This window comes from Bacterioplanes sanyensis (assembly GCF_014652515.1).
GTDB classification, from domain to species: Bacteria; Pseudomonadota; Gammaproteobacteria; order Pseudomonadales; family Oceanobacteraceae; genus Bacterioplanes; species Bacterioplanes sanyensis.
Genome location: NZ_BMYY01000003.1, coordinates 297,672 through 311,975, shown reverse-complemented (window position 1 = coordinate 311,975; position 14,304 = coordinate 297,672). Strand labels below are relative to the sequence as shown.

Annotated in this window: 13 protein-coding genes; 6 read left to right on the top strand and 7 right to left on the bottom strand. The window is 55.0% G+C overall.

Going from position 1 to position 14,304, the window contains the following annotated elements; genetic code table 11:
• The first annotated feature begins 7 nt into the window (after positions 1-7).
• Positions 8-1,651 carry a dihydrolipoyllysine-residue acetyltransferase gene (gene aceF, locus IE090_RS07300; RefSeq protein WP_189387699.1) on the top strand — a complete coding sequence of 548 codons (1,644 nt, stop codon included), beginning with the start codon at positions 8-10 and terminating at the stop codon, positions 1,649-1,651.
• Positions 1,652-1,808: 157 nt separating this feature from the next.
• Here the strand turns inward: aceF and thpD are convergent, their stop codons facing one another.
• The 3 genes from thpD to IE090_RS07285 form a co-directional block, all read right to left on the bottom strand.
• Positions 1,809-2,732, bottom strand: coding sequence for an ectoine hydroxylase (gene thpD / locus IE090_RS07295; RefSeq protein WP_189387698.1), 924 nt, complete (start codon positions 2,730-2,732; stop codon positions 1,809-1,811).
• Positions 2,733-2,861: 129 nt separating this feature from the next.
• The gene (locus IE090_RS07290) at positions 2,862-3,524 is read right to left on the bottom strand and encodes a nitroreductase (RefSeq protein ID WP_189387697.1); all 663 of its coding nucleotides are present in this window, start codon (positions 3,522-3,524) and stop codon (positions 2,862-2,864) included.
• A 129-nt stretch (positions 3,525-3,653) separates the two neighbouring features.
• Entirely contained in the window at positions 3,654-5,126 is a 1,473-nt protein-coding gene (locus tag IE090_RS07285) for a leucyl aminopeptidase (protein WP_189387696.1), read from the bottom strand.
• Positions 5,127-5,207: 81 nt separating this feature from the next.
• Between IE090_RS07285 and lptF the strand changes: the two genes are divergently transcribed.
• Entirely contained in the window at positions 5,208-6,278 is a 1,071-nt protein-coding gene (lptF, locus tag IE090_RS07280) for an LPS export ABC transporter permease LptF (protein ID WP_189387695.1), read from the top strand.
• Positions 6,275-7,342: an LPS export ABC transporter permease LptG gene (gene lptG / locus IE090_RS07275; protein WP_229815551.1), complete on the top strand. Its 1,068-nt coding sequence runs from the start codon at positions 6,275-6,277 to the stop codon at positions 7,340-7,342. The genes lptF and lptG overlap by 4 nt, the downstream gene beginning before the upstream one ends.
• 83 nt (positions 7,343-7,425) lie before the next feature.
• Here lptG and IE090_RS07270 read toward each other — a convergent pair whose 3' ends face one another.
• Complete coding sequence (locus IE090_RS07270; protein WP_189387694.1) at positions 7,426-7,890, bottom strand: RDD family protein; 465 nt, start codon at positions 7,888-7,890, stop codon at positions 7,426-7,428.
• A 122-nt stretch (positions 7,891-8,012) separates the two neighbouring features.
• On the opposite strand from IE090_RS07270, the gene menA reads away from it, so the two are divergent.
• Both menA and pdxH read left to right on the top strand, forming a co-directional pair.
• Entirely contained in the window at positions 8,013-8,912 is a 900-nt protein-coding gene (menA, locus tag IE090_RS07265) for a 1,4-dihydroxy-2-naphthoate octaprenyltransferase (RefSeq protein ID WP_189387693.1), read from the top strand.
• Between the two features lie 66 nt (positions 8,913-8,978).
• Complete coding sequence (gene pdxH / locus IE090_RS07260) at positions 8,979-9,617, top strand: pyridoxamine 5'-phosphate oxidase (protein ID WP_189387692.1); 639 nt, start codon at positions 8,979-8,981, stop codon at positions 9,615-9,617.
• Between the two features lie 162 nt (positions 9,618-9,779).
• Here pdxH and IE090_RS07255 read toward each other — a convergent pair whose 3' ends face one another.
• On the bottom strand, positions 9,780-10,697 hold the full coding sequence (locus tag IE090_RS07255) for a fructosamine kinase family protein (protein ID WP_189387691.1): 918 nt from the start codon (positions 10,695-10,697) through the stop codon (positions 9,780-9,782).
• A gap of 273 nt (positions 10,698-10,970) precedes the next feature.
• On the opposite strand from IE090_RS07255, the gene IE090_RS07250 reads away from it, so the two are divergent.
• On the top strand, positions 10,971-12,851 hold the full coding sequence (locus IE090_RS07250; protein WP_189387690.1) for a propionyl-CoA synthetase: 1,881 nt from the start codon (positions 10,971-10,973) through the stop codon (positions 12,849-12,851).
• Here the strand turns inward: IE090_RS07250 and IE090_RS07245 are convergent.
• Positions 12,844-13,296 carry a flavodoxin family protein gene (locus tag IE090_RS07245; protein ID WP_189387689.1) on the bottom strand — a complete coding sequence of 151 codons (453 nt, stop codon included), beginning with the start codon at positions 13,294-13,296 and terminating at the stop codon, positions 12,844-12,846. The two genes, IE090_RS07250 and IE090_RS07245, sit on opposite strands and share 8 nt — an antisense overlap.
• A complete protein-coding gene (uspE, locus tag IE090_RS07240; protein ID WP_189387688.1) occupies positions 13,296-14,216 on the bottom strand; it encodes a universal stress protein UspE in 921 nt (306 codons plus the stop codon). The genes IE090_RS07245 and uspE overlap by 1 nt, the downstream gene beginning before the upstream one ends.
• Between the last annotated feature and the right edge of the window lie 88 nt (positions 14,217-14,304).

Sequence of the window (14,304 nt, the reverse complement as noted above, 5' to 3'; positions counted from 1 at the left end):
GACACTGATGAGTAAAACAACTGTTTCTGTGCCCGATCTTGGCGGTGCTGATAACGTCGATGTGATTGAAATTTCAGTGGCCGTGGGTGACGCGGTAGAGCTGGAGCAAGATTTAATTGTGCTGGAAACCGATAAGGCCAGTATGGAAATCCCCAGTCCGGTCGTTGGTACGGTGGTGGAAATACTAGTGGCTGCCGGTGACAAAGTATCTGAAGGCGACGACATCATGGTCGTTGAAGTCGCAGCTGAGGCGGCCACCGAACCAGCTGCGGAAGCTGAGCAGGAGAGCGCAGAAGCCGAGCCTGCAGCCAGCCCAGAAACCAAGACGGAAGCGCCTACTCAAGAGGTGCCAGCTACTGAGCAAACGATTGAGCTGACCATTCCTGACTTGGGTGGTGCCACCGATGTCGATGTGATCGAGCTCAGCGTCGAGCCGGGTGCTGAAGTGGCTGAAGAAGAATCGCTGTTGGTACTGGAAACGGATAAAGCCAGTATGGACGTGCCAGCACCCAAAGCCGGTACCTTGGTCGAGTTTCGCATTCAGGTCGGCGATAAGGTTAACGAAGGCGACGTGTACGCGGTGCTGAAAACCACAGCGGCGGCGCAGCCAGTTGAGAGCGCTGCTGCAGAGCAACCGGCAGCGCCTGCTGCCAAGCAGCCTCCAGCTGAGTCGGCGGCACCTCAGCCGGCGGCACCTGAGTCGGCGCCTGAAGCCAAGCCTGAACCGGCGAATCGCTCGTCCGATGTCTATGCTGGGCCGTCATCACGGCGGCTGGCACGTCAACTGGGGGTTGACTTGACTAAGGTCAACGGCAGTGGCGTACGTGGTCGCATTACGAAAGATGACATTCGTACCTACGTGAAAAAGATGCTCAAACAGGCAGAGTCGGGTAGTATTAGCGCCGCGTCTGGGGCCGGCATTCCACCGATTCCAGAAGTTGACTTCAGCCAGTTTGGTGACATCGAACTGCAGCCGATGAGCAAAATTAAAAAGCTCACGGCGGCCAACATGCAGCGTAATTGGTTAAATGTGCCGCATGTTACCCAGTTTGATGAAGCGGACATCACAGACTTGGATGCTTTCCGCCAGCAAATGAAGCCGGAAGCAGAAAAGCAGGGTGTTAAAATTACTCCGTTGCCTTTCTTGATTAAGGCCGCTGCGCAAGCGCTGAAGTTGGAGCCGAGTTTTAATGTGTCACTGCACGCCGATGGTGAGCACTTAGTGCATAAGCACTATGTCCACATTGGCATTGCCGTTGATACGCCGGCCGGATTGATGGTGCCAGTGATTCGTGATGCAGATAAAAAAGGCATTTGGGAGCTGGCGCGAGAAAGTAACGAGTTGGTTGAAAAAGCACGGGCCGGCAAGCTCAAGCCGAATGAAATGAAAGGCGCATGCTTTACCATTTCTAGCTTGGGTGCCATGGGCGGTACTGGCTTTACGCCGATCGTGAATGCGCCGGAAGTCGCCATTATGGGCGTCTCAAAAGCGCAGATAAAACCGGTTTGGAATGGTAAAGAGTTTGAGCCACGTAATATGCTGCCGCTGGCGGTGTCTTACGATCATCGTGCCATTAACGGCGCCGACTGTGGCCGCTTCTTTACCACTCTGGTCGCATTGATCAGCGATATTCGCCGCTTGATACTGTAAGGCATAGCCCACGCCTGCAGTTGATAGCGGATGAATCGGCCTGGAATGGGTGACTGTAGCGTTTGAAATTGCAGGTAAGGGGGCAAGCTTAAACGTTCAGGTTTCAGGTCGTTAGCAACGCCGGCACTGGTTTCCAGTGTCGGCGTTTTTTATGTGCTCAAGCTTTTGTTACTGACCGCGCGTCTGCCGCTCGCAAGGCTACTGGTTCGCGAGTTGCCAAGTATTCTGGCCGTGGACGGTCAGCAGCGAAGGGCGCTTGCAGTCGGTTGTGAATGCTGTTGTAAACAAAAAATAAATTACGCCTAGGCCAGGGCGATAAATTATCGCTCGATGCGTGCAGCACATTGCAATCAAAAATCAGCAAGGAACCTGCCTTACTGCTGGGAACGTGCACGCCCGGCACGGCTTGCTCGCTGTCGACGCCGGCAGTCAGCTCGCGCAAGCTCTCGGCATCCGGTACACCGATTTGTTGGTTTTTAAGCGATGTTTGCCAGTTGTTGGCAGGTGTTTTACCCATCGTTGGAACGAACCAGCGGTGCGAGCCCGGGATCAGCATGAGTGGGCCGTTATGAGGCTGATTATCGGTGAGCATGATGGACACACTGAACGCGCGCATGGCGGGCATGCCATCTTCGGCGTGCCAGGTTTCAAAATCCGAGTGCCAATTAAACCCTTTGCCTACAAACGCCGGCTTGTCGTTTAAGCGTGACTGGTGCACGTAAACATCATCGCCCGTAATTTGCCGTGCCAAGCTTAATAGCCGCTGATCACGCACCAATGTTTTAAAGCGTTCAGAGAGTGTATGAATGGCGAAAATTGAGCGAATGGATTGCTCATTGGGCTCAGCTATGACTTCTGGACGTTGAATAAACGTGCTGTCTTGCTGGTACGCATCAAGGTCGCGCAAAAATTGCTGTGTTTCAGAGGGTGGTAAAAAGTCTTCAATTACCAGAAAACCATCGCGCTCATAGCGCTGTAATTGTTGCTGGCTAAGAAAGCCAGCGCCGCCGTGAATGATCGGCTCGCGGCGTTTGATCATGGGCTGGGGGGAGGATGTTCGTGTCGGATAAAAATCCTGCATGAAAAATCTCCTTGATTAACTGACTCGATCGATAGCATTTGCTCCTAAAATTCGGGCCTGTGTGGCCGGCGGCTATACCTTACTGATAAGAAAAGAGTTTGCAAGTGAGCAGGCTTTGGCCTGCTCGCGTTAATCAAAAAATGTGACGGCCTGTTCCAGCTCGGCGCGATCGGTGCGTGCTTTATTGGCGTCGGCTTGCGGATCTTCGTAACCAATCGACATGCCAAATAAAATGCCTTGCTCCTCAGGAATGCCAAGCTGCTCTTTAATCGGCCCAGGGAACTGCCCTAAGGCACCTTGCATGCAACAGGCGATGCCGCGTTCTTGCAGCAAGAGCGCGACACTTTGCGCGTAAATACCCACGTCAACGGCGCCCATAATGTCGAGGTATTTTTCCATGGCAAAAAAGACGGCGTGCGGCGCATCAAAAAAGTTCCAGTTACGCAGCATGGCCATGTTGCGTTTCATTTTATCTTCACGCTCAATGCCCATGGCGCCATACAGTGCGTTGGCTGAACCGAATTGGCGCTCACGGTGAATGCCTTGGTAGGCCACCTTCCAATTAAATTCTGGCTCAGGTGTTTGTTGCTTCATGACATGAGCGATGAGGGTATTTTTCAGCTGATTTTTAGTCTCGCCGGAGACGACATAGGTTTGCCAGGGCTGTACATTGCAGTTTGACGGGGCGTGCTGGGCCAGTGAAAAAACTTCCTCTAGCACTTGAGGGGCAACGGGCTCCGGTTTAAATGCGCGCACGGAATAGCGTTGTTGCAGTAGTTCGCTGAGTGACATGGGGTCTCCTGCTGGCGATGAATGCTGTTAGTTAGGCGGACGATGCTAGCAGTCGATACCGATAGATGAGATGTTCAAAGGTGACAAAAAAGAGGCCGCATTGCGCGGCCTCTGTTGCTGATGCTGAGATCAGGCTTTGTTGAGTAGGTAGTTCACCAGCAGGGGTACCGGACGACCGGAAGCACCTTTTTTCGCGCCGCCTGTCCAGCCTGTACCGGCGATGTCAATGTGCGCCCAAGGGGTGCCTTCGGTGAAGCGTGACAAGAAGCAAGCAGCGGTGGTTGCACCGGCTAATGGGCCACCAATGTTGGCCATATCAGCAAAGTTGGAATCCAACAGCTCTTGGTAGTCGTCTTCTAGCGGCAAGCGCCACACTTTGTCGTGAGAGTAGGTGGCTGCGGTTTGCAGTTGCTCCGCCATGCTCTCATCGGTGGTGAAAATACCGCTGTTGACTTCACCCAGAGCGGCCATGCAGGCCCCTGTCAGCGTGGCGATATCAACTACCGATGCTGGCTTGAACTTGTCGATGCCGTAAGTCAGGGCATCACACAATACCAAGCGGCCTTCGGCATCGGTATTGAGGATTTCGATGGTTTTGCCCGACAAGCTGGTGACCACATCGCCTGGCTTGCTGGCATTGCCGCCTGGCATGTTTTCAGCCGCGGTGATCATGCCGATCACATTGACGTTAGGGCGCAGCTCCAGCAGTGACTTCATGGTGCCTAAAACCGACGCTGCACCACACATGTCGTACTTCATCTCATCCATTTTTGCACCTGGCTTGAGGCTGATGCCGCCGGTGTCAAAAGTAATGCCTTTGCCCAAAATCATGTGCACAGGGGCGTCATCGCTGGCGCCTTTGTAGTGCATGACGATGATTTTGCCAGGCTCAGTTGAGGCTTTGGATACGGACACAAACGCACCCGCGCCCATCTCGGCCAGTTGTTCTTCGTCGAGAATGTCGGTGGTCAGTTTTTCATCACTGGCCAGGGCCAAGGCTTGCTCGGCCAGGTAGGTTGGCGTACAGATATTGCCTGGCAGGTTGCCCAGCTCGCGCGCGTAGTTCAGGCCTTGTGCCACGGCATCGCCTTTTTTCAGGCTGGCGGTGGTGTCGCTACCTACCCAAACCAAAGTGTCTGGCTGAGTTGGCTGCTCGCCTTCTGGCTGCGGCTTGGTGGTGGTGTATTGATAGGCTTCGCGGCCAAAGGCAATGGCACTTTGCTCGGCAAACCAGTGGGCATCGATCTCGTCATTGGCCAGCTCTTCAATCGCCAGGGCAATGCTGCCGCTGAACTTGCTAGTCGCAGAGGCGATGGCTTGCAGCAGCTTAATGGCTTGTCCGCGCTTCAATGGCTTGTCGCTGTCGCCACGGCCGACCAGCAAAACGCGTTGCGCAGCAACACCGTTCACAGCGGGTAACAACAGTGTTTCGGCCAATTTGCCTTTAATGTCTTTGCTTTCAAAGCGTTGTTGCAGAAAATGCTGGCTGGCAGCATCCAATTGCTGAGCGGCGTCAGACAGCTTGCCTGCGGTGTCAATAGTGACCACAATACAGCTCGCTTCTACCTCGGCAGCGCTGCTTTGGGACGTCTGGTATTCCATGAGAACTCCTGAGTCAGTTGTGAATGACTTATTCCATTTGCATATATGCTGTCACATGATCGAAATACAAGGTCTGGTTGTTTGATTCTTTTTCGTTATCTCGTCCGGGAGCTGACCGGCTCCATTTTTGCGGTGACTCTAGTTCTGCTACTGATTCTGATGAGTGGGCGTTTGATTCGCCAACTGGCGGAGGCAGCGGCGGGTCAGGTGTCGCTGGAAATCGTGTTTTTTACCTTGCTGTTGCGGTTGCCGTCATTTCTCGAAATGGTGCTGCCGCTGGCGTTGTTTATTGCCATTTTGCTGGCCTATGGGCGTTTGTACGCCGACAGTGAAATGACGGTGCTGACGGCCACCGGTGTTTCGCATCGACGATTATTGGCTTATACCCTGGTGCCGGCGGGCACCATGATGGCGGTGGTGGCGTCGCTGTCGCTGTTTTTAAGCCCTTGGGGCGCACAAAAAATGGAAAGTCTGTATCAAAAACAGGCGCAGCTAACGGAATTTGAGCTGTTAATTCCCGGCCGCTTTCAAAGCATGAAGAGCGGCTCGCGCGTCACTTACGCAGAGTCGCTGTCAGAGGATAAAACCGAAATGCGTCAGGTGTTTATTGCCGATGGCGACACCTTATTGGTGGCGGGACGCGGTACTCAGTATGTCAGCGATGACACTGGTTCACGCTATTTAGAGCTGCATCAAGGGCGGCGCTACGATTTAAGCGGCGAAGCGCTGAGTCTGCAAACTCTCGAATTCGAGCGCTATGGCGTCAAAATTGCGGATGAGCCGGATGAGCGGCGTAAGCTGCGCCAAGAGGCGATTCCCACCCCGGCTTTGTTTGGCGACCCTAATTTAAAATCGCAGGCACAACTGCAGTGGCGTTTGTCGCTGATCATTATGGTGCCCATTGTGACCTTGATTGCGTTGCCATTGGCACGGGTGAATCCACGTCAGGGCCGCTTTGCGCGCCTGTTTCCCGCCATTATTTTATTCATGGTGTATATCTCGTTGATGATTGCCATGACCGGCATGATCGAAAAAGGGCGTCTCGACCCCAGCGTTGGCTTGTGGTCGCTGCACGCGGTGTACGGCTTGATTGCGGCGGCGCTTTGGTGGTGGCCGGAGCTGCAGCGTCGGCATAAGGTGCGCCAGTTATGATGTCGCATCTGGATCGCTACGTTGCCCGCCATGTACTAAACGCCACCTTGGTGGTGGTGCTGGTGATTATTGGCCTGGACGCCGTATTTGCGTTAGTGGATGAACTCAAGCGGCTCAAAGGTGATTACCAGCTGCTCGAAGCGTTGCAGTTTATTTTTATGCGCCTGCCGCGTCGTGCTTATGAGTACATGCCGTTGGCGTGTTTGATTGGTTGTCTGGCTGGCCTTGGCAGCATGGCCGCCAGCAGTGAACTAACGGTGATGCGCGCCGCCGGTATGTCGATTCGTCGCATCAGTGTGGCGGTCATGAAGCCCGTGTTGGTGCTGATGTTGATCAGCATGGCAACGGCAGAGTATGCCATTCCCACCTTAGAGCGCATGGCGCAATCGCAAAAAGCCGTGGCGCAAGGCAAAGGTGACACGCTGTCGAACAGTGGCAAGGGCTTTTGGCATCGCGAGGGCGACACCTTTATGCGCTTTACCGCCGTCGAGCCCAATGGCGTGTTGCATGGTCTGACGCTGTACCGATTCGATGAGCAAGGGCATTTGCAGCAGGTGCGCACGGCCTCGCGGGCGATTTACCAGCGTCAGTATTGGCAAATGGAGCAGGTGACGGATGTGCTGCTGAGTGAGTCACAAGTAGAACGCCGCCAGCACGACAGTTTGCGTTGGGAAACTGGCCTGACGCCGCAGAGTTTGAGTGTGGTGATGGTCGAGCCGCGCGACATGTCGATTTCCAACCTCTATCGCTACACCCGCTACGTCGAGCAACAGGGGCTGAATGCCGATAATTATTTGTTGTCGTTCTGGCGCAAAGTAACGCAGCCTCTGAGTACGCTGGCGCTGGTGTTGCTGGGCGTTTCTTTTATTTTTGGGCCATTGCGTTCGGTTACGCCGGGGTATCGCATTTTTACCGGCATCTTGGTCGGGCTGGTGTACAAGTACGCCGAAGAGCTGCTGGCGCCCGCCAGTATTGTGTTCGGTTTTGCACCGCTGTGGGCCAGTGTGGTGCCCATTATCTTATGTTCGCTGGCGGCCGTGTTGTTATTGCGACGGGCGTCTTAGGGCTGGTGGTTTCAGGCGCACTGTGCGTGACCTTGCGCAAGAAGGCCTGCCTCCTTGCGCGCAGCGCTGGCGTGAAAGGTTTATTAGTCCATGCCGACGGGGCGATGAATGATCCGAGTAACGGACGCCATGTCGTGCCAAGTGCGCTGTTGGCGATCGAACAGCATCCACCAAAAGCCAAGCCCGCCGGCCAGCAATGAGAAAAAACCACAACCGCAGCGCAGCATGCATTGGCTTAATTGCAGTGGCAGCACTTGGCCGTGTTTTTCATTGTTGTTTACCAAGGCGATGCGCCACGCTTTCATGCCGATGGTTTGGCCGCCGCGCAGCCAGGAATGGGTGTAGTAAAGAAAAGCAACGCAGAAAAAGATCGACACTGAAATTGACCAAGGCAGAGCGCCGGGGAACTCGCCATCGTTAATCAGTTTTAACAATGCGACGACGATAAAGCCCGCCATAATATACAGTGAAATCAATACCAGACTGTCATACAGCATGGCGGCCAAGCGCCGACTCAGTGTGGCAGTGGGGTAATTTCGTACAGACATGAATGCGCCTTTAGCAAAAATCGGAGGGCGCTATCTTAGCAAAGGAGACAGCCAGAGTGAGCCAGGCAAATGGCACAGAAACATCAAGACCGCCACAGGGGTGGAAGGTCTGGTGGCGCGCCATGCGACCCAAAACCCTGCCGGCGGCGTTGGCGCCGGTGTTGTTGGGTCAGACGTTGGCCTGGGCGCATGCTCATGCTGGGCAAGGCTGGTTTGACTGGCCATTGGCGGGGATGATTCTGCTGTGTGCCGTGCTGCTGCAAGTGGCGGTGAACTTCGCTAACGATGTGTTCGATTATCAGGCGGGGGTCGATGGCGCTGGCCGCCTAGGCCCCAAGCGTGTGGTGGCGCAGGGCTGGCTCAAGCCCTGGCAGCTCAAGCTGGGGTTGGTGGTGGTGCTGGCGCTGGCGCTGGTGTGCGGCAGCTATTTGGTGTGGTACGGCGGCTGGCTGTATTTGGGTTTGGGTGTGGCCAGTTTGTTGGCACTGCTGGCTTACAGTGCAGGGCCTTGGCCGCTGGCATCTCACGCTTTGGGTGAGGCAACAGTGTTTGTCTTTTTTGGCTTGGTGGCGGTGGCCGGTGGTTATCATCTGCAGCAAGGGCAGCTGCCCGCCGTTGTCTGGGTAGCGGCAACGCAAATGGGACTGCTGACGGCTGCCATTATGCTGGTCAATAATGTTCGCGATTTAACTTCAGACGCGGCCGCTGGAAAGCATACGCTGGCGGTTCGGCTGGGTGAACTGCGGGCTGAGGGCTTGTATCGCTGGTTGCTGCTGGTGCCAGTGGCGCTGCAGTGGCTGGTGGTGGAGTGGACACTGCCGGATGGCGATTTAACCCTGGCGCAGAGGCTGTTATCGACTGGGCTGTGGGTGTGGGTGGTGGCTCAGGCGGTGAGGCTCAGTTACCTGATTGCTGTGCGCCGCGGTGTCAGTCTAAATACGCAGTTGGCGCAGACGGCGGCACTGACGTTGGCGTTTGCTGTTGCGGCGGCGGTTGAGCTGGTTGTGCGTCACGCTTCCTGATTTGCATCAGCGGGCGCGCAATGCAGGTTGTTACTCTATTGCCAATATCATTGAGAGGAGAAGGTTATGGTCGATTTATGGGATGTGCGCCGTGAGTACACCCAAGGCCGTTTGGACGAAGCTACGGCGGCGGCGGACCCGCTGACGCAATTTCATGCTTGGTTCGAAGATTATCGCGCCAGTGATCCGCTGGAGCCGAACATTATGACGGTGGCGACCGTAGATGCTCAGGGGCAGCCCTGGCAGCGAGTGTTGTTGTTAAAAGCCTATGACCCACAAGGCTTCGTCTTTTTTACTAACTACGACAGCCATAAAGGTCAGCACCTGGGCGATGATGGTTTGGCGTGCTTGCATTTTTTCTGGCTGGAAAAAGAGCGTCAGGTGCAAATACAAGGGCGGGTTGAAAAACTGCCGCGCAGTGACTCGGAGCAGTATTTTCACTCGCGCCCACGCGACAGCCAACTGGGTGCTTGGGCGTCGCAGCAAAGCCGACCGATTGCCGACCGCGCAGCACTGGAGCAATCGTTTGAGGCGGTGCGGGAGCGCTTTGAAGGCCAACAAGTGCCGCTGCCGGATTACTGGGGCGGTTATCGCGTGCGTCCACAGCGCATGGAGTTCTGGCAAGGCGGTGCGCATCGCTTACATGATCGGTTGGAGTACGTTCAAAACGGCGAGCAGTGGGTTAAGCAGCGTTTAAACCCATAGCAAAGAAGCAAGGTGAGCCTTTGCCTGCAAGAAGCTCGCCTTCGAGTTTGTAGAGGTTCCCCAAAGCGGCCGAGCGCCGCTTTCTTTGCACCAAGGTTTTATACCGTTATCTATTGCGGAGTTGGTTTTCTCGCATAAGAAAGCGAGTGCCTGCGGTTTAGGTTACAGCAAGGTCATAAGTTCACGGCTGTGTTCTATGTAGGCACCGCCAAACAGCACGCTGTGATTCAAAGTGTGATACAGCTGGTACAGCGGTCGGCGCTGCTCGTAGCCGGCATCCACCTCCGCCATCGAGGCGTAGCCGTCATAAAAGCGCTGCGGGAAGCGGCCAAACAGTTCGGTCATGGCGAGGTCGGTTTCCAAATCGCCGTAGTAGCTGGAGGGGTCGAATACCACGGCATAAGCCATGTCTTTGTCTGGGTTGAACCCTATGTTGCCAGACCACAAATCGCCATGCAGTAGGCTTGGCTTAGGCTGATGGTTTTTTAACAGCTCCGCTGCGCGGCTAAGTGCAAGGTCTTGCTCGGCAAAATGAATGCCTTGACGAGCTAGGGTGGCCAGTAAGGGCTGCAAGCGCTGCTCAATAAAAAAATCGGCCCAGCTGCTTTGCCAGCGATTGTCTTGCGGGGTAGAGCCACAGTAGGTGGTAACGTCAAAGCCGTAGCCTTGCTCATCGGTGTGACGATGCATTTGCGCCAGCTGCTGGCCCGCACTCAGCCAATCGCCGCCCATGACCATGGGTAAGAACTCCAGAATGAGATAGCTGTGATCGCCCAATGTGGCGCAGGCCAGTGGGGCGCAGGTGGCCAGTGTTTGGCTGCGGCGAATGGTTTCTAGGGCTTGGGCTTCGGCTTGGTACACCGCTAGGTTGCTGGCACGGTGGCGTTTGATAAAAAACGCCCCGGCTTGTGTTTGCACCCGATAAAAACGCTGCTGGCCAGACTTCTGGCTGCTAAGCCCCTCAATGTGTAAAGCTGCCGGAAACAGCCATTGACGCTCAACCGCATGCTCAATGATGGCAGTAAGCTCTGGGTCGTAGAGTGCTTCGGCAACGGTGGTGTGAGCGCTGTGAGTAGCCATATTGATGTCCATGTAAGGGGATTAGTTGCAGTCTAGGAAAGAAAGTAGTCAGTAGCCGTCGAACAGTTAACAAAACGTCATCTTTGCCTCTGATTGGTCAGTTTATGCGGTTTTTTTGCCGATGAGTCGCCCTAGCCATAATCGCTGCCTTGCGACCATAGTGGCATCACCCTTGGTCGAATAGAACTGCCGAAAGCGGCTGCTCTATGGTGGAGCTATTGGCGTACTTACGCCGGCCGCTGAGCGGTAGCTGATTTCGCTGGGAGAATAATGATGACATACCAGAGTGAGTACCAGGCATCGATCGATACCCCTGAGCTGTTTTGGCAGCAGCAGGCCGATGCCATTCATTGGTTTAAGCCGCCTACCAAGATCCTCGCCAAAGACGAACATGGCATTGATCGCTGGTTCGTCGATGGCGAGCTTAATACCGCCTATTTGGCCCTTGATCATCACGTGCTCAATGGTCGTGGTGAGCAAACGGCGCTGATTTACGATTCGCCGGTAACGCAGCAAACGGCGCGCTTTAGCTACAGCGAGCTGACCGAGCGGGTTGCGGTGTTGGCTGGGGCCTTACGCGATATGGGAGTGGACAAGGGCGATCGGGTGGTCATTTATATGCCGATGATTCCCGAGGCGGTGATGGCGATGCTGGCCTGTGCGCGTTTAGGGGCGGTGCATTCGGTGGTATTTGGTGGTTTTGCCGCGCACGAGTTAGCAATTCGCATTGATGATGCCGAGCCGAAAGTGGTGCTGTCGGCGTCTTGCGGTATTGAGGTGGATCGAGTCATCGCATACAAGCCGATTTTAGATGACGCCATACAGCTGGCACGGCACAAGCCCAATCGCTGCTTGATCCTGCAAAGACCTGAATGTGAGTGTGAGCTGTTGCCTCAGCGTGATTTAGACTGGCAGCGTTTGGTCAAGCAATCACAGCCCGCCGATTGTACTCCTGTGATGGCAACCGATCCTTTGTATGTGCTTTACACCTCGGGCACTACCGGCAAGCCCAAAGGCGTGGTGCGTGATAACGGCGGTCATGCCGTGGCAATGAACTACAGCATGGCGACGGTGTACGACATGCATCCGGGCGATGTGTTTTGGGCGGCGTCGGATGTGGGCTGGGTGGTGGGCCACTCCTACATTGTGTATGCCCCGCTTATTCGCGGGTGCACCACCTTGGTGTATGAAGGCAAGCCGGTTAAGACTCCGGATGCCGGCGCCTTCTGGCGCGTATGTGCGGATTACGGTGTGAAGGGCATTTTTGCCGCTCCCACGGCCTTTCGCGCGATTCGCAAAGAGGACCCTGATTGCCTGCTGGCCAAACAGTACGATTTATCTGCGTTGGCGACTGTTTTTATGGCCGGTGAGCGCCTTGACCCGCCGACTTACGATTGGGTCAAACAGCATTTGCAAAAGCCGATTGTCGATCATTGGTGGCAAACCGAGACCGGCTGGGCCATTGCTGGCAATCATATGGGTTTGGAGCCGGCGCAGCCTAAAGCGGGTTCCGTCACTCGGCCGTCGCCCGGCTTTGACGTGCAAATATTGGATGCCCAGGGTTTGCCAGTAGCGCGGGGCGAGCAAGGCAGCATTGCTCTTCGCCTTCCCTTGCCTCCGGGTTGCTTGCCCACCATTTGGGGCAATCATGAGCGCTTTATAAATGGCTATCTCAACACGTATCCGGGTTACTACGTCAGCGGTGACGGCGGTATGTTGGATGAAGACAACTATTTGTTCGTGCTTGGGCGCACCGACGACATCATCAATGTGGCCGGTCATCGCTTGTCGACCGGTGAAATGGAAGAGGTGGTGGCCGGCCATGATGCTGTGGCTGAATGTGCCGTGATTGGCCGTCACAGTGAGTTAAAAGGCGAAGAGCCGTTAGGGTTAATCCTGCTCAAAGACGGCGTTCACATTGAAGAAGATGAGCTGCGCCAGCAGCTGGTCGATCGTGTGCGGCAAAGCATTGGTGCGGTGGCCAGCTTTAAACAGGCCGTGGTGGTGTCGCGTTTGCCGAAAACGCGTTCCGGCAAGATTTTGCGCAAGGTATTGCGCAACATTGCCAACGGTGAGGAATATCAGCCGCCTTCCACCATTGATGATCCGACTTGCCTGCAAGAGATCGAAGAGGTGCTGCGGCCGCTTAAATAATGCCTTGCTCTAGGGCCAAGCCCATGGCTTGGCCCAGCTCACTTGCTTGGGTGACGAACCCTTCCTGCCAATTACCTTTTAACACCAGTGGTGCTTGCACCCAGCGCCATCGTAATCCGGTCGCCATGGTTTCCAGAGCACGGCAAGTGCCAGTACCGTCATGGCCTGCACGCACTACGGCGGCGATGGGTGTGCCTTGGGTGTGATCTAAGCAGGCGTAGTAACAGCGATCAAACCAGTCTTTTAGAGCGCCGCTCATGTAGCCGAGGTTTTCTGGCGTTAACACTATGATTGCATCGGCGTTTAAGGCGGCTTCTGGGCCGGCTTGCAAGGGGGCCAGCTGGCTGACATGGATGTCTGCCTCGCCGGCGGCATCGAGTATTGCCGTCGCCAGACGTTGCAGGTTAGGCGACGGCGTGTGAGCCAGTAAGGTTAGGTTACGCATCAGTCGGCGTCTGGCTTGACGCCATCGTCTGGCTTAATCACCAATACATCGCAATTGACCTTGTCGACCAATTGCTCGGCGGTGTTGCCCAGTAACACACCGGCCAACCCTTCGCGGCCAACGGTGCCCACCACGACCAAGTCGGCTTCTAGTTCATGGGCGAAACGCGCAATCACATCGTCGGCATCGCCTTCGTCAATGTGCACATGGTCGTCATTGATGTTGAATTTGCGCGCCCAATCACCACACGCCTCTTGGTGCTGCTCCAGAATGTAGCGCTGAATGTCATCCGGTGCGGTGACTTCAGGCACCATGGCAAAGGCGACAGACACCAGTGGGTAAGCGTTGGCAAGGTGGAGGTCGGTTTCAAAATGATCGGCCAAATGCTCGGCGTAGGACAAAATATTGTCATTAATAATGACGTGACCGTCGTCGGTGGAAGTGGCGTCAATGGAGGCGAGCACGCGGTTGTGCTTCCAAGGCTGGCTATTTTTCACCAGCAATACAGGTGCGGGGCAATGACGCAGTAGGTTCCAGTCGGTATGAGTAAACAAACGGTCGACAATGGAGTGTGGCTGAGTGCCCTTGATGACCAAGTCGTATTCTTGGTGGCGCATGGAGTCAATCACTGCATCGTGCAGGTGTTTTTGCCAGTGCACTTCGGTGCGAACCTGCACTTCGATGTCCTCGTCAATAAAGCTCTCGATCCAGGCAGTGGATTTATTGATTAAGGCTTCGCGAATGCGTTGGCGAGTTTCAATATCAATTGACGACTCATCTTCACAATAAGATTCGTAAGTGGCGGTCAGTAGAGTGAGATCGGCTTGCAGTGCCTTTGCCAACCAAAGAGCCCGATCGAGGGCGTGTTGCTGTAAGTGCTCATTATCCATGACCACCAAAATATGATTGATATCCAGCATGGTATCTCCTAGGTGCCGTCTTAGCGGCTGCTGCGTCAATAAGAGAGCGTGATCGACGTCACTGTGTGTTAATGCTCAGCCTAGCGTG